Origin of the sequence: Hydrogenophaga sp., assembly GCF_026125785.1 — a bacterium.
GTDB lineage: Bacteria > Pseudomonadota > Gammaproteobacteria > Burkholderiales > Burkholderiaceae_C > Hydrogenophaga.
Genome location: NZ_JAHCKL010000012.1, coordinates 1 through 17097 on the forward strand (window position 1 = coordinate 1; position 17097 = coordinate 17097).

Genomic DNA, 17097 nt, shown 5'->3' on the forward strand with positions numbered 1-17097 from the left:
CCCGGGCCGTGCGTCATTGACCGCCTGGGTGGAAGAGCTCCATCCCGAATTGCGAGTCCGCTTGGTCGGTCACGCTGAGCGTGTCAGCCACTCCGCTGAACTCAAGCAGGCAGCGGTTATTGCGCTGTGCACTCGTCAAGGCAGTGCAGAGGCCTTGGCTCAGGAGATTGGCGTGTGCAGGCCGACGCTGTACAAGTGGAAAAACCGGCTACTTGACCGCGAGGCACCAGCATTCATGACGAACCCAAACGATATGCCAACGCCTGGCGCTGCCCGCGAAGAGCTGGAACGCCAACTTGAGGTCTTGCGACGGGACATCAGGCGCCTGCAGTTGGAACAAGACCTGCTCAAGAAGGCGAACGAAATCATAAAAAAAGACCTGGGCATCAACCAGCCGCCCCTGACCAATCGGGAGAAGACCCTGTTGGTTGATGCCCTGCGGAGCACGTACACGCTGTCTGAGCTTCTTGGTCAGGTGGGACTGCCGCGCAGCTCCTACTTCTACCATCGCGCTCGTCTGAATGCAGCGGACAGGTACGTCGAAGTACGACGCACCATCGCCGACATCTTTGAGCGCAATCACCGCTGCTACGGCTACCGCAGGATACGCGCCTCGCTGACCAAGCAAAGCGTCAGCATCTCCGAGAAGGTGGTGCAGCGTCTGATGAAACAGGAGTCGCTGGTGGCCGCCGCGCCCAAGCGTCGCCGCTATGGTTCCTACCTGGGAGAAATCAGTCCGGCGCCTGAGAATCTCATCAACCGTGACTTCAGTGCGACCGCGCCCAATGAGAAGTGGCTCACGGATATCACGGAGTTCCAGATCCCCGCTGGCAAGGTGTATCTCTCACCCATGATCGACTGCTTCGATGGCATGGTCGTCAGCTGGGCAATTGGCACGCGTCCCGATGCGGCGCTGGTGAACTCCATGTTGGATGCCGCGATCGATGGCGTCGCCACCGGTAGCGACCGGCCGGTCGTTCACTCCGATCGCGGCGCGCACTACCGCTGGCCGGGTTGGCTCAAGCGCATGGCCGACGCAAAGCTGGTGCGCTCTATGTCGCGCAAGGGGTACTCGCCAGACAACGCAGCGTGTGAAGGCTTCTTCGGCCGGCTGAAGACCGAGCACTTCTATCCCCGAGACTGGCAGTCCGCCACCATCGAACAGTTCATGCAGGCCTTGGACGCCTACATTCGCTGGTACAACGAGAAGCGGATCAAGATCTCTCTGGGCTCTCTCAGTCCAGTCGAGTACCGACGCAGCCTCGGAATCGTCGCTTAACCAGTCCAAGATTTGTACCGCACCCCCCCCTGACTTACTGGGTCACTTCTAGGTGGAAATCAACAATCAGCGATCCATTTCACGACAAAATCGTGACAGACATATTTCCTTCAACCGCTCAGGACGCCGGCATGCATGCAAGTTGTCCATCCAGTCGCCTGAAGCCCAGTCACTGCCCCTTCGAAGGCCCCTCTTTCGCTTCCGTCAAGTGACGCCCTTCAGCCATTGCAGGCGATGGGATGTGGCGCGCTCGCCTGCGCGACGCTCGTGGATTAGCGCTTGATCGAGATGGTTCTCACGAGCACACCGTTGGGACCTGAACACCCTGGAACCCCCTTCTTGAAAAGGCGAGCGCATGAGCGGGTTCTGCTCGCGCGAGCACAATCCATCCTGCGATGGAAACCAATGCACTATCAGATGATGAATTGATGGCCCGAGCCCGCGAATGGCGACTTCGGGCGCTACGCGGCGAGAGGGAAGCGCGCGGCACAGCGCACGAGCTAGAGCGTGAACTGCGCCAGCGCACGAAGCTGCACCCCCCTAACACCAGCGCGCCCTGCCTGGACGTGCACTTGCCATCAACGACGCAAGAAGCACCTCGGCAGGCCTGGCGGTTCTGGTAACCGGCGATAGCAACGACGTTGCAATGGGTTGGAGGAACGTCCGAACGCGCTTCGCGGACGCAGCCATCACCAGCCCACGACGCGCAAGAACCCCAGCGGGTCATGGGTTCGGGCAACGGCAATCATCATCACGAAGCAGGTTAAAGCCGCAGCGAACGCCAACGCCTTGCCGGCCTGGGTCGGCGCCCGGCGCAGCGCCAACACACCCAATACGATGTACGCGATCAGTAGTGCGAGCTTGACCAGCAGCCACGGCGTGGCAAAAGGATTGAGCTGCAAGGCTGCCAGCAATAGCAAAGCGGCGGTGAGCAAGGCGGTATCGATCACCTGGCTCAACCGGCGCATCGCCAACGACCTTGGCATCTGGGCCCCCAGCAGCACGCCCAAGCCCCGACCGGCGAACAACCCACCGCTCAGCATCGCGAGCCCGACATGCGAGGCCTTGATTACAGGATAGAAGTCGGCCAATGCCATCCCATCACCATCGCAGGTAGAACATGGCCTTAGCCAGCAGCACGATGGCCAACACATGGCAGAACACGCTCAGGTGCAGCCTTCGCGAGCGGCGCCCGCCCAGCACGCCACTGCGCCGCCAGATCATGGCCATCGAGAAATGCCCGAACACGCTCAGCGCCAACGCTATCTTGAGCGTCAGCAACAACCCGAAACTGCTGGCCAGTGGCTGCGCCAGAGCCGCACGGTGCTGCCAAGCCAGTCCAATGCCAGTCACGTAGAGCGTCAACAACACCCAAGGCATCACGGCGGTAGCGCGGTCGCCGATCGCACGCTCCACCATGTGCATGGTCTGGCGCGGCAGGTGCTTGCGCACACCCTCAAGCATCACCACCTCGAAGAACACCGTGCCGACGAAGGCCATGGCAGCCGACAGGTGCAGGACAAGCAAGATGCCATAGCTCATGGCACCCGCCTGCGCTCCAGCTTCATGCGCTGACCCGATTTCAGCGGGAAGTCAGTGCCGGGCAGCAAGTCGGCCAGCGAAAAGCCGTCCAAGTGCGCCATGAACTCCCGCACTGCGCCACCCAGCACGCCGGCGAGGCGGCACTGGCCGCTGAGCACGCATTGGGTGCCCGTGGAAAAACACTCGACCAGCGCGAAGTCCGGCTCAATGCTGCGCACCACCGCGCCCAGATTGATGTCACGCGGTGCATGGGCCAGGCGCATGCCACCGCCCTTGCCTCGCACGGTCTCGACCCAGCCCTGCAGGCCAAGCTGGTGCGTGACTTTCATCAAATGGGCTTCCGATATCCCGTACGCCTGAGCCACCTCCGAGATGGTGCACAGGCGCTCGGGCTGCTGCGCCACATACATCAGCAAGCGCAGCGCGTAGTCGGTCATCGTGGTCAGGCGCACGGGAAGATCCTGGTCATGGCGTCGGGTGCTGACGCACCTTGATCTTGGCGGGTTTGGGTATCGGCGCTGCCGCCGCATCGATGCGCGGGCGGATCAACATCGGAAAGAACCGCCACAGGTACAGCGCGAAAGCCAGCACCCACGAACCAGCCGACGCATGCAGCGCGCTCCATGCCAGTTCGGTGGGCAGCAGGGCCAGCAGGCGCAGCGCCGCGGCAGCGATCACCAAGCCGTAGCAGCACACCATGAGGCGATCCGTGCGCAGCGGCCGCCCCAGATGACCCAGTGCTGTGCGCGTGACCATGCCGATGATCAGCACGGAAAAGCCCGCCACGCCGATCACGTGCGCGGGCCAGGCGGCGCGCAGCACGGCGCCCGAGAGCTGCGCCGCCGCCACCAGCAGCCCCGCCGCCAGTGCGGCGTAGCCCACGTAGAGAATCCACAGCAGCGGAACGCGTCGCACGGCCGCGGGCTTCCAGGCCGACAGCTGCACCAGCGCGATCACGCCTGCCACGCCCAGGAACAGCGCCGATGCCTGGGCCCAACCCACGAGCCCACCGCCAATGGCCAGGCCGGCCGCCGCCAGTTGCCAATGGCCGCTTCGCGTGTGCATGGGGATCGCCAGCCCTGGTACGGCGCGCATGGCGAAGAACGGAATCACCCGCCTGGCCACCAGCAACGCGATCACCGCCATGCACAGCAGGCCGGTGTTGAAGTGCTGCATGAGTCGCACAGGGTCTCCCTGCCAGGCGGACCACAGGAACAAGGCATTGGCCACGCCCAGCCCGAGAACCAGCACCGGCACGCCGTAGTTGCGCTGACTTCGCGCACCCACGATGGCGCGCCCCAAAGCGACAGCGGCGCAGGTGAAGAACAGCAGTTCGCTGGCCACCGCCACCCCAAAGGCCGTGTTGCCGGGCACCAGATAGGCCACCCGGGCCACCACCCATGACGCACCGAGAACGCCCAAGGCCTTCCCCGTGAGCGGATTGATGCCGGTCCAGTTCGCCCCCGCGGTGAGCAGGAAGCCCACGGCAATGGTGGCGATGAAGCCCCAGAGCATCTCGTGCGCGTGCCACACGACACCGGCCAGTTGTCCACGCAACAGGCCGGGCGCGAACACCCACAACGCCACCGACACGGCGGCCCAGAAACAACCGGCCAGGTACAGCGGCCGAAAGCCCAGCTCCAGAAAGGCTTTCCATTGCGGCCCGGGCATTTGCGCCGCCCCTGGCTCCTGGATCTGCAGCAGATCAGCCATGGCTGAGTGCCGTGGGCACGGCATCCGGATCGTGGCTGATCTGGTAGCCCATCCAGAGGCTCTGCGCAACCCGCACGGCCATGGCGCAGGCCCGCTCGGCCATGGCCTGATTGGACTGGGCGGCTGCGTTCTCCCGAAACAGCCGCAGCCAGCACTCGAACAGCTCGGCAGACAGCCCGGGCAACGCGGCATGCTTGGGCATGGGCGCGCCCGAGAACCGGCCCGTTCGCCGCAGCAGCGCCGACCAGAAATCCACCAGCTTGGCCAAGTGGCGGTCCCAGTCGTCGATGTGCGCGTCGAAGATCGGCCCCAGCACTTCGTCCCGGCGGACACGGGCATAGAACGTATGCACGAGCGCAGTCACCTCGGCCTCTGTACAGAGATGGGTTCCGGGCACTCGCTCGTCGGTCATGTGGACTGCGGCATCACTCATAAGATTTATTTCAAATATATCTTATGATGGCTCCGGATGCGCCCTCCCTGCATCCCCCCTGATCTACATCAAACGCCGGCATCATGGCCCTCAAGCACGCTCAGCCCCTGGAGATCATCGATCTTCACGCTACCGACGAGTCCCGCGGCACGGCGATCAGCAGCAGCCTCCTCAAGACGCCGCATCTGCAGTTGCTCCATGTCGTGCTCGCGGCAGGGCATGCCTTGCCAGAACACCATGTACCCGGCGAGATCACGATCCAGTGCATTTCGGGTGAGGCAGACGTTGTGACGCCGGCGACCAGCTGCCGTCTGGTCGCCGGCACCCTGGTGATGCTGCCCGCGGCAGAACCCCACCGCGTGCAGGCCCACCTCGACACCGCGTTGTTGGTCACCGTGCTTCATCCCTGAGGGGATTCGCGCGGCGGTCCCCGCCCTCGAAGCGCGCCCGCCTCAGGCCTTGAGCCCGAGCCGGCGGGCCAGCTTGTGCAGATTGCTGGCGTCCAGGCCGAGCGCACGGGCGGCCGCAGCCCAGTTGTCGCGGTGCAGAACCAGGGCTTGCTGGATCGCCTGGCGTTGCGTTGCGGCCACCATCTCGTGCAACGGCGCAAGCGCCGGCAAGACCTCGGTGCCCGGGTCCCGCGGAACTGCCAGCACCTCCTCACTCGCGGGCGCATCCTGCTCATCCAGGTCCAGCATGTCCGGCTCCAGGGTCACGATATCGCGCCGATCCGCGCCGCGGCTCATGGCCTTGAGCGCCGCACGGCTGATCACGTGCTCCAACTCGCGCACGTTGCCGGGCCAGCGGTAGCGACGCAACGCAGCCTCGGCGGCAGCGGACAGCCGCAGGCTGCGCAGGCCCAGGCGGCCACGGTTGAGTTCGAGGAAGCGGCCCGCAAGCAGCAGAACGTCGTTGCCTCGTTCACGCAAGGGCGGGATGGGGATGGGATAGACCGAGAGGCGGTGGTACAGGTCGTCGCGGAACGCCCCCTCGCGCACAAGTTCGCGCAGTTGGCGGTTGGTGGCCGCGATCACGCGCACGTTCACGCGCCGTGGCCGGTCGGTGCCCAGGCGCTGGATCTCGCCGTTCTGCAGCGTGCGCAGCAACTTGGCCTGGATGGCTAGCGGCAGCTCGCCTACCTCGTCGAGGAACAGTGTGCCGCCATCGGCGGCCTCGATGCGCCCCGGCCGTTCGCTTGTCGCGCCGGAGAAGGCGCCCTTGGCGTGACCAAACAGCTCGCTCTCGGCCAGGGACTCGGGCAGCGCCGCGCAGTTGACGTGCACCAGCGGTTTGCCGACGCGGCGCGAGAGTTGGTGCAGGCGGTGCGCGAACAGCTCCTTGCCGACACCCGTCTCACCCAGCAGCAGCGCGGGCAACTCGGAATCGGCCACCACCCGCAGCTCGTGCAGCAGGTGCACGATGGCTTCGCTCTGGCCAACGATCTCGTTGTCCTCGCGGAGAGCGGTGCGCGCGCTGGCCGGCGCCGACCAGCCCGTGGTACGCAAGGCGCGGATTTCGGCCTCCAGGCGCGTGATGCGTACCGCCGCTTCGATGGCGCTGGCGAGCTGCTCCAGTTCGCACGGGGCCTGGGCGTCGAAGCGACCGATGTCCAGCGCGTCGAGCGTTACGACGCCCCAGCGCTCCCCTTCTACGTTCAGTGCCATGCCCATGCAGTCGTGTACCGGCAGGGGTTGGCCGGCGTGGCCGTCGATCAGGCCATCGTAGGGATCGGACAGCGGACTGTCGTGGGGGAAGCGGGTGACCCCGCGTCGCGCCAAGATGGCCGCGAGCCTAGGGTGATCCTTCACCGCGAAGCGCCTGCCCAAGGCGTCACTGGTCAGGCCGTCCACCGCCAACGGTCGCAGGTGCTCCTGCTCCAGTCGCAGCAGCGCCACCGACCCACAGGCGAAGTGCGCGCGAAGGCTGTTCACCAAGCGCTGCAAGCGCACCGCCGCTGGCAGAACGGCCACCAAGTCGGTCAGCAGCAGCAATTGCGTCGTGTCGATGGTCATAAGCACCTCATGGGGTGTTTTATACCGTTGCCCCATCGTGGTGATTTTGACCAAGATCAATCCAAGTCCTTGATTGGAAAAGGAATATTCCTGGCACGCGGTTCGCATCTCCGGCAGCACCCATCCACGAAGGAGAGACCATGGACCTGATGGACCAATCCCTGGGGCAATTGGCTCGCCGCATTCCCGGCGCCACACGCGTCCTGGACGCGCACCACGTCGACTTCTGTTGCGCGGGCAACCGCACCCTGCGCACGGCGGCCGCCACCGCCGGCCTGGATGGCGATGCCATCGCCGCCGAACTGCTGGCACTGCAAGCGCGCGAGGCCCAGGCCGATGGGCCGGACTGGAGCCGGGCCACCGACACCGAACTGGTGGAGCACATCCTGACGCGTTATCACGCCGTGCACCGCGAACAACTGCCCGAGCTGATCCGCCTGGCGCGCCGCGTGGAGCAAGTGCATGGCGATCGCGAGGACTGTCCACACGGACTGGCCGACCACCTCATGGCCATGGCGCAGGAGCTGGAGAGCCACATGCGCAAGGAAGAGGTGGTGCTGTTCCCGATGATCACGCGCGACCAGGGCGCCATGGCCCGCATGCCCATCGGCGTGATGCGCGGCGAGCACGAAGAACACGGCGTGGCCTTGCGCCATCTGGTGGAACTCACGCAGAACTTCACGCCGCCGCGTGGCGCCTGCACCACCTGGAAGGCGCTCTACACCGGACTGCGCGCCTTTCGCGACGATCTGATCGCACACATCCATCTGGAAAACAACGTCCTGTTCGAGCGCTTCGCGCCGGCGGACGTGCACTGACCACACGGGAGAAGTCTCATGGGCATTTACAAGAAGTACTGGTTCGCGCTGATCGGCGTGTGCATGGTGATGTTCTCGCTGCTGGGTTACTTCGGCGCCGACGTCTACCGTTCCGCGCCGCCCATCCCCGCTCAGGTGAGCACGGCCGAGGGAAAGGCCCTGTTCACCCGGGACGACATCCTGGACGGCCAGACCGCCTGGCAGTCGGTGGGTGGCATGCAGCTGGGCTCCATCTGGGGCCACGGCGCCTACCAGGCGCCCGACTGGACGGCCGACTGGCTGCACCGCGAGCTCACGGCCTGGCTCGACCTGACCGCGATGCAACAGCAAGGGCGCCCCTTCGCGCAACTCGATGCCGGCCAGCAAGGCGCGCTGCGCGCCGAACTGCAGCGCGAGTACCGCGGCAACCGTGTCGGCGCCGACGGCACACTGGTGGTGAGCGAGCGCCGCGCGCAGGCCATGGAACAAACGGCGGCCTACTACGACCAGCTGTTCTCCGACGCGCCCGCACTGGTGAAGAGCCGCGAGAGCTTCGCGATGAAGGAGAACACCCTGCCCAGCGCGGAACGGCGCCAGCAGCTCACGCGCTTCTTCTTCTGGACAGCGTGGGCGGCGGGCACCGAGCGGCCCGATTCGAAGGTGACCTACACCAACAACTGGCCGCACGAGCCACTGATCAACAACGTCCCCAGCAAGGAGAACGTGGTCTGGTCCATCGCCAGCGTGGTGATCCTGCTGGCGGGCATCGGCCTGTTGGTCTGGGCCTGGGCATTCCTGCGCGACCACGACGAGCCGCTGCCGGCCGCGCCCAAGCGCGACCCGCTGATCGCCGCGGGACTCACCCCCTCTCAGCGGGCGCTGGGCAAGTACCTGTTCCTGGTGGTGGCGCTGTTCGTCTTCCAGGTCTTCATCGGCGGCTTCACCGCGCACTACACGGTGGAGCGCAGCTTCTACGGCATTGATCTGTCGCAGTGGTTCCCCTACTCGCTCACGCGCACCTGGCACATCCAGGCGGCGCTGTTCTGGATCGCCACCGGCTTCCTGGCCGTCGGGCTGTTCCTGGCCCCGGTGATCAACGGCGGCAAGGACCCGAAGTTCCAGAAGCTGGGCGTGGACGCGCTCTTCTGGGCGCTGGTCTTCGTCTGCGTCGGCTCCTTCGTGGGCAACTACCTGGCCATCGCCCAGAAGATGCCGGCCGAGTGGAACTTCTGGCTCGGTCACCAGGGCTACGAGTACGTGGACCTGGGCCGCGTCTGGCAGATCCTCAAGTGGGCCGGCATCCTGCTCTGGCTGGTGCTCATGCTGCGCGGCGTGCTCCCCGCGCTGTTCGCGCGCAACGGGGAGGACAAGAACCTGCTGGCCCTGCTCACGGCCTCGGTCGGCGCCATCGGCCTGTTCTACGGTGCCGGCCTGTTCTATGGCGAGCGCACCAGCCTGTCGGTGATGGAGTACTGGCGCTGGTGGGTGGTGCACCTGTGGGTTGAAGGCTTCTTCGAGGTGTTCGCCACCACGGCACTGGCCTTCGTTTTCTCCAGCATGGGGCTGGTGTCGCGCCGCATGGCCACCACGGCCAGCCTGGCCTCGGCGTCACTGTTCCTGCTGGGTGGTATCCCGGGCACCTTCCACCACCTGTACTTCGCGGGCACAACCACGCCGGTGATGGCCGTGGGCGCCTCATTCAGCGCGCTCGAGGTGGTGCCGCTGATTGTGCTGGGCCATGAGGCCTTCGAGAACTGGCGCCTGAAGACGCGCGCGCCGTGGATGAACAGCCTGAAGTGGCCGCTGCTGTGCTTCGTCGCCGTGGCCTTCTGGAACATGCTGGGTGCGGGTGTCTTTGGCTTCATGATCAATCCGCCGATCTCGCTGTACTACATCCAGGGCCTGAACACCACGCCCGTGCACGCGCACGCGGCCCTGTTCGGCGTCTATGGCTTCCTGGCGCTGGGCTTCACGCTGATGGTGCTGCGCTACCTGCGTCCCGCGCTCGTGTTCAGCGAGCCGCTGATGAAGGCCGGCTTCTGGGGCCTGAACCTGGGCCTTGTGCTGATGATCTTCACCAGCCTGCTGCCCATTGGCTTCATCCAGTTCATGGCCAGCGTGGACGAGGGCCTGTGGTACGCCCGCAGCGAGGCCTTCATGCAGCAGCCCCTGCTTCAGACCTTGCGCTGGGTGCGCACCTTCGGCGATCTGGTGTTTATCGCCGGCGCCGTTTCGGTGGCACTTCAGGTGGTGCTGGGGCTGCTGCCGTTCAGGCGCGACGTGAACAGTGACGCGCCGTCCTTATCCATGTCCTGATTCAGCCCAGGCCGAGGCGGTCATGGCCCGCCTCGCAGCTGAAGGCCATGCACGCCAGCATGTACGCCAAAGACGCGGTGATCCGGAAGGCGCATGAGCTGATCTGACTCGCGGCACCGAGCAACGCTTTCGGCGGCTTTCAGGCCAACTTCCCCAAGGGCATCCTGGGGGCAAGTCAGCCCAGGCCACCGCGCTGGTCGAGACTTTTGAAGAAACGGGCATGCGTATTCGCCGCATCAAACACCTCCTCGACCTCAGGCGTAGCCAAAGTTGCACGCGCTCCTACTTAGCCGAACGCGTGAATGACAACGCGGCCGACATGGGGTGGAAGTCATAGGCGGCTTTCTGGTACCGATCCGTCTACTCGGCACGCCACTCAGCAGATCAGATGAAGCGTTGATGCTGGTCAGGATGATATCGACAGACTAACGCTCTGTGCGTCGTGTACAGGCATCCGCTAGCGCTCTCCCGGTACCTGTGTACCCTAACGAGCATCAGGAAGGCTCAGGCGTAGCCTCCCAGGTCGGAAACGGATCGGGCAGATTCCTCCATCCAGTCAAGCCCTTTCACTACGGAGGCGTTCGCAGCCCCGCGCGCTCGCCGGATGGCGTCACGTACCTGCTGTTGAAACTGCCCGCAGGAACGACGTGGACGTTCCGGCCGCCCGAAGATCAGCCGGTCGCGTGGCTGGCGGTGGCAAAAGGCCTACTCGTCGGTGCAACACCCGCGGACGCAGGAGAGATGGTCATCTTCCATCCATCGCAGCAAGCGATCACCCTAGAGGCCAGCGCGGACGGCGACGCGATCTTTGTCATCGGATCCGCGGCGCCGCACCCCCATGAGCTGCACCTGGGAAACTACTCCGTCCATACGTCGGCCGAATCGCTGGCCTTGGGCGAAGCCAACATCGAGCGACTGCGGCAACTGCTGGTCGCTGCAGGCGATCGGCGCAACGCCAGCGGCACGACACCGGTGTTTCGTGGTTAAGCGCCTGGCGCCACCGCTGGCGTCGACGGTACGGCGTCGAAGTCGGGAAACTGGTCGAAGTAGTCCGTCAACATGTCTATCAGCACCCTGATCTTGCGCGCGGGGTGCTGACCGGGCGGACGCACGACATACGCGCCCGCTGGCCTAGCGGGATGCTGCGACAGGATCGGCACCAAGGCGCCGGAAGACAGGTAGCCGACTCGGCTAATGATGACGCGATCAATGCAAGCCCCCTCGACCGCACCCGGCGAGACCGGTCTACCGAAGAGCGCCCAAGTCGGAATCGTTTTGGACTGCTCATGGTCCTGCATCTGCTCGATACGACGGTGCGATATGCCATAAACGGTTTGGAAGGGCATCTGGCCGAGTCGCAGGAGTTTGAAGTAGGACGGGTAGACCATGCCGTCGAAACCGGCAGCACGTGCTGAGCTTGCGATGTTGCATGTGAGCTTGTACGAGTGACCACATGCGCATTTGAGGTGTGGGGCCCAGCTGTAGCAGCCCGGCACTTGGAGCATAGGAAAGCCACTCGCTTTGCAGTCGCAGCTACACGGCCCTGGTCAAGAGAGCCATGGTCTGCAGCAGGAGTTCATCACACCGTACAGCCCGGAGCAAAACGGCATGGTCGAACGCGTGATCAAAACGCTCCATCTTCCTAGAAACTATTGGACCGAAGAATTCGGGCAGGTCAGGGGAATTCTCTACTTACGAGTGATTCAGGTTTTCGAGGGGACTTCAAATCCGAAAAACCCGATTCGAACCACTCGTGCCACGAGGATTTCCGGGGCTCTGTTGAGCGAAATTTCAAGGAAGTCACGCGCGTAACTCGCGCGTGTATGCCGATTTGCGCGATGGAATCAAACCATCATCGGGGTGTCGATCTGTCGACCACGAGCGGCGTGATCGATGGCAAGTTTGAAACAAGTCCGGAGGGTGGTGGCAATCCGAAGAAACACTGAGACAGAATGTCCTTCCCCACCAAGCAAGCGGCGCTTCATCGCCCGAATCGGTATCGGTACAACGGGCGACAATTGTTTGTACAGCAGCCGATGGCGATCACCCGTTGCACGGAGCGCGACCGTGCCAATGCGAGCAGGATTCCGTGGAACGACGTCTTCGGCATGAAGCCGTTCATTGCTAGAAAAGCCTCTTGGGAGGAATCAGCGGATCCGATGGAAGTGGTGCGCATGTGCCTGTTGTCTTGACACCCTTCCACACCCCATCCCTGACCACTCCCATAGTGTATTCAAAGGTACCGCTTGTTCGCAGGATTTTGATAAGCCAGAAAAACCCCCCATCTGGAACTCCGTCTGGCTGGCATGAAACATTTATCGCTGCCGGTGAGATATTCACTTGACACGATGAAGTGTTGTTCCCGGGCGCATACCACGCCGAATTTTTCGCCTCAATAAATTTCTGTTTCTGCTCATCAAAAGCAAAGTGATAAATATCTGATGCGGGCTCCTTGTTGCGACCCTCCATAGAACCAAAACCTTGTACCTGATTTGCATCGCATTTCAGGTATTTATAGGTTTCAGCATAGGCCGACCTACTGACGCTGAAAAGCATGAGTGCTGCAAATGCACCCAGGTACATGAAACTCCGGTTTACCCTGCATAACTGCGACATGCGTATAGCTCCAATGGTCGGTGATTATCTTGCCAATTCACGCGCGTATCATTCCCGCTTGCTCTTCCATCGCGCCGCCTTGTCCGCCTCTGCCTTCTGGTGCCGGTTCACGGCGTCCATGCACTTGTCGCTGCCGGCGTTGGCGGAGTCGGTCATGTCGATCATGGCCTTGTGCAGCGTTTCGCATGCCGGGTTGGAGCAGACGCTGTCCTGGGTTCGGCCGAAGTTGCGAAAACCAGCGTTAACGTGCTCGAACGAATAGGGCTCGCTTCTCGGCTTGGTGGAGGCGATGCAGGCCCAGTGGTGATCGGATACGTCCCGGATGATCTGTTGGTAGGTGTCGCGGTAGCGTCGGCATTCTGCCGGCGACGTGGGCGCCAGCGGCGTGCTTGGCCTGGCCACGACCGACGCGGCGGGGTTGTAGCCCATCGGCCAGCGGGATTTGAACTCCGCCGCCTTGGCCTCGGCGTAGCGCTGGCGCGCGATCTGCTGGTGCACGCTCTGAATGGCGTGCGGCAAGCTTGCTGTCACGCCTGCTTCCGCCGCCCATTGCGGCAGCAAGAGCAGCGCGCCCAGCCACGTCGCCAAGGTCAACCTGCTCATGTCAGCCTCCGGTGAATGCCTACTAGGGGTCGAGAAGAAAATGCCAGTCGATGGTTGGTCAGAGCCGGCCCTGGGCACGGCAGGCCGCCAGCTTCTGGCGGCGGTATTCGCGCAAGTCGGCCTGGCACTTGGCGAGATTGGGGTCGTTCGAACTGCAGACCATTTCGCAGGCTTCGGGGCAGGCGGCGCATTCATTGCCGCCGCCTTGCGATTTGCCGAGATTGCGGATGGCCTCGTTGTTTCGGTTCATGCGGCATTCGAAGGCCGCATGCCCTTGCAGCGCGTCGCAGGGGTTTTGCTGCGGCGAGGTCTGTGCGTGCCCGGCGCCGGCCAGCGCCAGCAGTGCTGCGGCGATGCAAAGTTTGTTCTTCATGGATGCTCCTTGCTGTGGCCCTTCGCCAATGCCTTTTCCCTGGATGCTGCCCAACCCGCCCGTTGATCGGGTTGCAGATTAGCGCGGCTTGGTCAGGCGAGCAAGCAGGTGCCTGGGCAGTTTGTGGCGGCATGCCGCCGAGCCCCATTACCCGGCCGCAAGGAAGTCCGTGCAATCGGGCAGCGCCAGCGAGAGCGCATCACCCCATCTCCCCACCCATCAAAAGTGATGCGATCGGAGAGAACCGGATGAGACAGCGCGAACAGCGGGTCGCTGACAAGCGTTGTTGACGAACCCATCATCTGGCACGGCAAGATACAGTTTGAGGCTTCGATCGAGCAGTCTCTCTCTCCGCCGGCCACGTCGATCGCCAGGCACTCGCGCGTGTATTCGTCGATGAAGGTCAGGCACTTGATCTGCTGGCCTTCGGCGGTGGTGTCGAACACGAAGTCGTACGCCCACACGGCGTTGGCTTTGAAGGGTGTGTAGGCCCTGGGTCGGTTGCTGGCAATGCGCCTTCGGGGGCGTTTCTTCGGCAATAGCGGGCTGGACTGGCGCCAGATGCGGTGCGTGCGCGACCAGCTCAGCTCCAGCCCCTGGCGGCGCAGGAAGATGCAGATGCGCCGGGAACCGTAGCGCGGACTCAGGAAAACCGAGGCTTCTGCCTTGTTGGAAGGTCCATCCAGAATGGCATGCCACCATCCCGGACCCTGTCCGTTGGGTATTCGACAGTCAGGGTACCGAAACGGGGCCCAGGTAGTCCTGAATCAAAGTGGTGTCGCTTTGACCTCCACGCCCTGCCTGGGCTGCACCGTCCAGTACCGCGAGCACGGCGCGTGCGATCTTCGGATCGAGGCCGAGCCTGTTGGAAGCCTCTATGACAATGGACAGGTCTTTGCGCAGAGTGTCCACGCTCACATGCACCGTATCGTCGCCATCGGCGATGCGCGGCGCGCGCTTGTCGAAGATGCGCGATTGGCCCGCGCTGTTCGACACCACGTCAATCAGTTGCCTGGGCTCCACACCCGCAAGCCGCGCCAGGGCCATGGCTTCGGCCGTGAGCACGGAGTGCGCCGCCACCAGCAGTTGGTTGATCATCTTCACGCTGGCACCAGCCCCGGGAGGCCCCACGTGGTAGACGTGGCGGGCACAGACGCGCAATGCGAAATCGGCCCGGCTCAAAGATTCGGGGCTGCCTCCGCAGATGGCCACGAGATCCCCCGTCTGTGCACCGGTGGCGCCCCCGCTTACCGGTCCGTCGATCAAGGCGATGCCCTGTGCCGCCAACCGTGCCGCCAAGTCGATGGCAACGGACGGAGACACCGTGCTGCCCAGCCAGATCACACCACCGGGCGCCATGGATGCCAACGCGCCAGTGGGGCCTTCGAGCACTTGTGCCACCTGATGTTCGTTGTGCACCATGAGCAACAGCAGCTCGGTGTCACGGGCAGCGGCAGCGGGTGTTTCGCATGCCCACCCACCCCGGGCACCGAAACGGGCCACAGCGGCGGCGTCGATGTCGAACCCGCGCACCACGTGGCCCGCGTCGAGCAGGCGTTCGGCCATCGCGCCACCCATGATGCCCAGGCCGATCACACCGACAGTTCGGCCTTCAACAGGTTCTGTGCCACTGTCCGCCGGGTGCGACTCAGGCAATTCGATCTCCCTTTTTGATCACGGCGGCCCGACTGTCCACCCCGGGAAGCATCTTCGCAGGATCGCGCGTCACCACCACATCGACCACCACCGGTCCCTTGGTCGCCATCGCCTGGCGCAGGGCGCTTTCCAACTGGCCGGGTTCCTCCACCCGGATACCCGTGCAGTTGAAGGCTTGTGCCACCTTCGCAAAGTCCACCTCGTTCAAATCTGCGCTGATGTGCTTGCCCGCGCCGTAGACCAGGTGCTGCAAGGCCTTCACGTAGCCGGAAGCGGCATTGTTCACCACGACCACCGTGAAGTCGAGGTTCAGGCGTGCAGCGGTTTCCAGATCGCCCAGGACCATGCAGAAACCACTGTCACCGGTAAGGCTCAGCACGGTGCGACCGGGCGCGGCCAGCGCGGCGCCAATGGCACCAGGCAATCCGTAGCCGATGGATGCGAAGCCACGATCGGGCACGAAGCCTCGGCCTGCGCGCTTGGTGTCGAACAGCAGACCGGCCCAGTGCGCAGCGAAACCGCCGTCGGCCACCAGGATTCCGTCTTCTGGCAGCACCTTGTTGATCTCTGTAATCAACCGCGCAACGGAAATTGGCTTCTCATCGGAATACAGACGACCCGAGACTTCCTCACGCCATTTCGACATCCGCGCTGGCACGCTCTCGGCCAGCGGCTGCAGCCGGGCCTTCAATCCGGCCACGCGCGGTCCCAGCGCTGCCATGAGGTCTTGCAAGCCCAGTTTGACATCACCCCAGAGCATCACTTCGGGCTGCAGCGTGCGGCCGAACTCTTCGGCCACGATGTCCAGGTGAATCACGGTCTTTCCGGGTGCAGGTACGGTGTAGCGCTTGGTGGCGATCTCACCGAGCTTGCAGCCGACCACCAGCACCACGTCGCTTTGCTCGATGAGGCCATTGGCAATGCGATCGTAGCGGCCGAACAGGCCCGCGCTCAGGGGATCGACGCAGGGAATTGCACCCTTGCCGGTCAGAGTGTGGGCCACAGGAATGTTGGTGGCGCGCGCGAAGTCGGTCAGCGTCTGTGCCGCCCCTGACAGATGCACGCCACCTCCCGCCAGCACGATGGGCTGCTTCGCGTTGGCCAGCAGGTCGGCCGCCCGCGCAACCGAGTCACCGTCGGGTCGCGAACGCAGCGCCGGAGCCGCTTCATAGGCGGGATTCACCACGAAATCGCTGTCGCTGAACTCAAAGGTATCGTGCATCAAGTCCTCGGGGACATCCACCACGACCGGACCGGGGCGGCCGGTGGTGGCCACGGCGAAGGCTCGGCGCATCAACTCGGGGATGCGGCGGATGGATTCGACGCGGATCAACTCCTTGCACATGGGGCGTAGCGCATCCACCTGACGGCTTTCCTGCGTCATGTTTTTCCAGGAATGGTCGCGGTGTGTGTCACCCACCACGCAAACCAGGGGTGATCCCGCGTTGAGCGCTTCGGCCAGCGCGGTGAGCATGTTGGTGGCGCCAGGTCCTACGGTCGCGTCTGCGAGGCCGACGCGACCACTCACCTTGGCGTAGGCATCCGCCACGAAGACAGCGTTGCGTTCGTCGTGGATGAGGTGATGCGACAGGCCGAGTTCGCGCGCGGCTTCATAGAGGGGCAACACCTGGAACCCACCCATGCCAAACATGGGGCCGCCACCAAAGGCGCGAATCATGCGGGCGATGGCCTCACCACCGGACATGGTGCGGGTGGAGGATGGAGAGCTGGTTTCGGCAATGGTTGAGGACATGAGG

17 protein-coding genes and 1 pseudogene are annotated in these 17097 nt (G+C 63.9%); 6 read left to right on the plus strand and 12 right to left on the minus strand.

Annotated elements, in window-relative coordinates; genetic code table 11:
- A partial coding sequence (locus KIT53_RS12480; protein WP_297752853.1) for an IS3 family transposase occupies positions 1-1279 on the plus strand: 1279 nt, incomplete at its 5' end.
- Positions 1280-1968: 689 nt separating this feature from the next.
- Here the strand turns inward: KIT53_RS12480 and KIT53_RS12485 are convergent.
- The 5 genes from KIT53_RS12485 to KIT53_RS12505 are packed head-to-tail and all read right to left on the minus strand — an operon-like array spanning position 1969 to position 4946.
- Positions 1969-2376 carry a SirB2 family protein gene (locus KIT53_RS12485; protein ID WP_297752855.1) on the minus strand — a complete coding sequence of 136 codons (408 nt, stop codon included), beginning with the start codon at positions 2374-2376 and terminating at the stop codon, positions 1969-1971.
- A gap of 4 nt (positions 2377-2380) precedes the next feature.
- Positions 2381-2821, minus strand: a complete 441-nt coding sequence (locus tag KIT53_RS12490; protein WP_297752858.1) for a hypothetical protein — start codon at positions 2819-2821, stop codon at positions 2381-2383.
- On the minus strand, positions 2818-3273 hold the full coding sequence (locus tag KIT53_RS12495; protein ID WP_297752860.1) for an Rrf2 family transcriptional regulator: 456 nt from the start codon (positions 3271-3273) through the stop codon (positions 2818-2820). Before KIT53_RS12495 ends, KIT53_RS12490 begins: the two co-directional genes overlap by 4 nt.
- A gap of 13 nt (positions 3274-3286) precedes the next feature.
- Positions 3287-4534, minus strand: a complete 1248-nt coding sequence (locus KIT53_RS12500; RefSeq protein WP_297752862.1) for an NnrS family protein — start codon at positions 4532-4534, stop codon at positions 3287-3289.
- Positions 4527-4946: a group III truncated hemoglobin gene (locus tag KIT53_RS12505; RefSeq protein WP_297752864.1), complete on the minus strand. Its 420-nt coding sequence runs from the start codon at positions 4944-4946 to the stop codon at positions 4527-4529. The genes KIT53_RS12500 and KIT53_RS12505 overlap by 8 nt, the downstream gene beginning before the upstream one ends.
- 104 nt (positions 4947-5050) lie before the next feature.
- Between KIT53_RS12505 and KIT53_RS12510 the strand changes: the two genes are divergently transcribed.
- On the plus strand, positions 5051-5377 hold the full coding sequence (locus KIT53_RS12510; RefSeq protein ID WP_009520424.1) for a cupin domain-containing protein: 327 nt from the start codon (positions 5051-5053) through the stop codon (positions 5375-5377).
- Between the two features lie 42 nt (positions 5378-5419).
- On the opposite strand, the gene norR is transcribed toward KIT53_RS12510, so the two are convergent.
- On the minus strand, positions 5420-6979 hold the full coding sequence (norR, locus tag KIT53_RS12515) for a nitric oxide reductase transcriptional regulator NorR (protein WP_297752866.1): 1560 nt from the start codon (positions 6977-6979) through the stop codon (positions 5420-5422).
- A gap of 140 nt (positions 6980-7119) precedes the next feature.
- On the opposite strand from norR, the gene ytfE reads away from it, so the two are divergent.
- The 3 genes from ytfE (at position 7120) to KIT53_RS12530 (ending at position 11079) form a co-directional block, all read left to right on the plus strand.
- Positions 7120-7797 (plus strand): iron-sulfur cluster repair protein YtfE, encoded by a 678-nt coding sequence (gene ytfE, locus KIT53_RS12520; protein ID WP_009515310.1) that lies wholly within the window; start codon positions 7120-7122, stop codon positions 7795-7797.
- A gap of 18 nt (positions 7798-7815) precedes the next feature.
- On the plus strand, positions 7816-10092 hold the full coding sequence (locus KIT53_RS12525; RefSeq protein WP_297752869.1) for a nitric-oxide reductase large subunit: 2277 nt from the start codon (positions 7816-7818) through the stop codon (positions 10090-10092).
- A 624-nt stretch (positions 10093-10716) separates the two neighbouring features.
- The gene (locus tag KIT53_RS12530; protein ID WP_297752871.1) at positions 10717-11079 is read left to right on the plus strand and encodes a hypothetical protein; all 363 of its coding nucleotides are present in this window, start codon (positions 10717-10719) and stop codon (positions 11077-11079) included.
- Here the strand turns inward: KIT53_RS12530 and KIT53_RS12535 are convergent.
- Complete coding sequence (locus KIT53_RS12535) at positions 11076-11480, minus strand: hypothetical protein (RefSeq protein WP_297752873.1); 405 nt, start codon at positions 11478-11480, stop codon at positions 11076-11078. The two genes, KIT53_RS12530 and KIT53_RS12535, sit on opposite strands and share 4 nt — an antisense overlap.
- 564 nt (positions 11481-12044) lie before the next feature.
- Between KIT53_RS12535 and KIT53_RS12540 the strand changes: the two genes are divergently transcribed.
- A complete protein-coding gene (locus tag KIT53_RS12540) occupies positions 12045-12284 on the plus strand; it encodes a hypothetical protein (RefSeq protein ID WP_297752875.1) in 240 nt (79 codons plus the stop codon).
- Positions 12285-12756: 472 nt separating this feature from the next.
- On the opposite strand, the gene KIT53_RS12545 is transcribed toward KIT53_RS12540, so the two are convergent.
- From KIT53_RS12545 to KIT53_RS12565, 5 genes and pseudogenes are all read right to left on the minus strand, one after another.
- A complete protein-coding gene (locus KIT53_RS12545; RefSeq protein ID WP_297752877.1) occupies positions 12757-13311 on the minus strand; it encodes a hypothetical protein in 555 nt (184 codons plus the stop codon).
- A gap of 58 nt (positions 13312-13369) precedes the next feature.
- Entirely contained in the window at positions 13370-13684 is a 315-nt protein-coding gene (locus tag KIT53_RS12550; protein WP_297752879.1) for a hypothetical protein, read from the minus strand.
- Between the two features lie 353 nt (positions 13685-14037).
- Positions 14038-14325 (minus strand): annotated as a pseudogene (locus KIT53_RS12555) (IS3 family transposase); the annotation flags it as partial.
- 91 nt (positions 14326-14416) lie between these two features.
- Positions 14417-15340, minus strand: a complete 924-nt coding sequence (locus KIT53_RS12560; RefSeq protein WP_297752881.1) for an NAD(P)-dependent oxidoreductase — start codon at positions 15338-15340, stop codon at positions 14417-14419.
- On the minus strand, positions 15333-17093 hold the full coding sequence (locus KIT53_RS12565; RefSeq protein ID WP_297752883.1) for a thiamine pyrophosphate-binding protein: 1761 nt from the start codon (positions 17091-17093) through the stop codon (positions 15333-15335). Before KIT53_RS12565 ends, KIT53_RS12560 begins: the two co-directional genes overlap by 8 nt.
- Between the last annotated feature and the right edge of the window lie 4 nt (positions 17094-17097).

Coding starts and splice junctions, on each gene's coding strand:
- KIT53_RS12490 (WP_297752858.1), bottom strand. CDS start 2,821: ATGAGCTATGGCATCTTGCTTGTCCTGCACCTGTCGGCTGCCATGGCC.
- KIT53_RS12525 (WP_297752869.1), top strand. CDS start 7,816: ATGGGCATTTACAAGAAGTACTGGTTCGCGCTGATCGGCGTGTGCATG.
- KIT53_RS12550 (WP_297752879.1), bottom strand. CDS start 13,684: ATGAAGAACAAACTTTGCATCGCCGCAGCACTGCTGGCGCTGGCCGGC.
- KIT53_RS12510 (WP_009520424.1), top strand. CDS start 5,051: ATGGCCCTCAAGCACGCTCAGCCCCTGGAGATCATCGATCTTCACGCT.
- KIT53_RS12505 (WP_297752864.1), bottom strand. CDS start 4,946: ATGACCGACGAGCGAGTGCCCGGAACCCATCTCTGTACAGAGGCCGAG.
- KIT53_RS12540 (WP_297752875.1), top strand. CDS start 12,045: ATGTCCTTCCCCACCAAGCAAGCGGCGCTTCATCGCCCGAATCGGTAT.
- KIT53_RS12545 (WP_297752877.1), bottom strand. CDS start 13,311: ATGAGCAGGTTGACCTTGGCGACGTGGCTGGGCGCGCTGCTCTTGCTG.
- KIT53_RS12565 (WP_297752883.1), bottom strand. CDS start 17,093: ATGTCCTCAACCATTGCCGAAACCAGCTCTCCATCCTCCACCCGCACC.
- norR (WP_297752866.1), bottom strand. CDS start 6,979: ATGACCATCGACACGACGCAATTGCTGCTGCTGACCGACTTGGTGGCC.
- KIT53_RS12500 (WP_297752862.1), bottom strand. CDS start 4,534: ATGGCTGATCTGCTGCAGATCCAGGAGCCAGGGGCGGCGCAAATGCCC.
- KIT53_RS12485 (WP_297752855.1), bottom strand. CDS start 2,376: ATGGCATTGGCCGACTTCTATCCTGTAATCAAGGCCTCGCATGTCGGG.
- ytfE (WP_009515310.1), top strand. CDS start 7,120: ATGGACCTGATGGACCAATCCCTGGGGCAATTGGCTCGCCGCATTCCC.
- KIT53_RS12535 (WP_297752873.1), bottom strand. CDS start 11,480: ATGGTCTACCCGTCCTACTTCAAACTCCTGCGACTCGGCCAGATGCCC.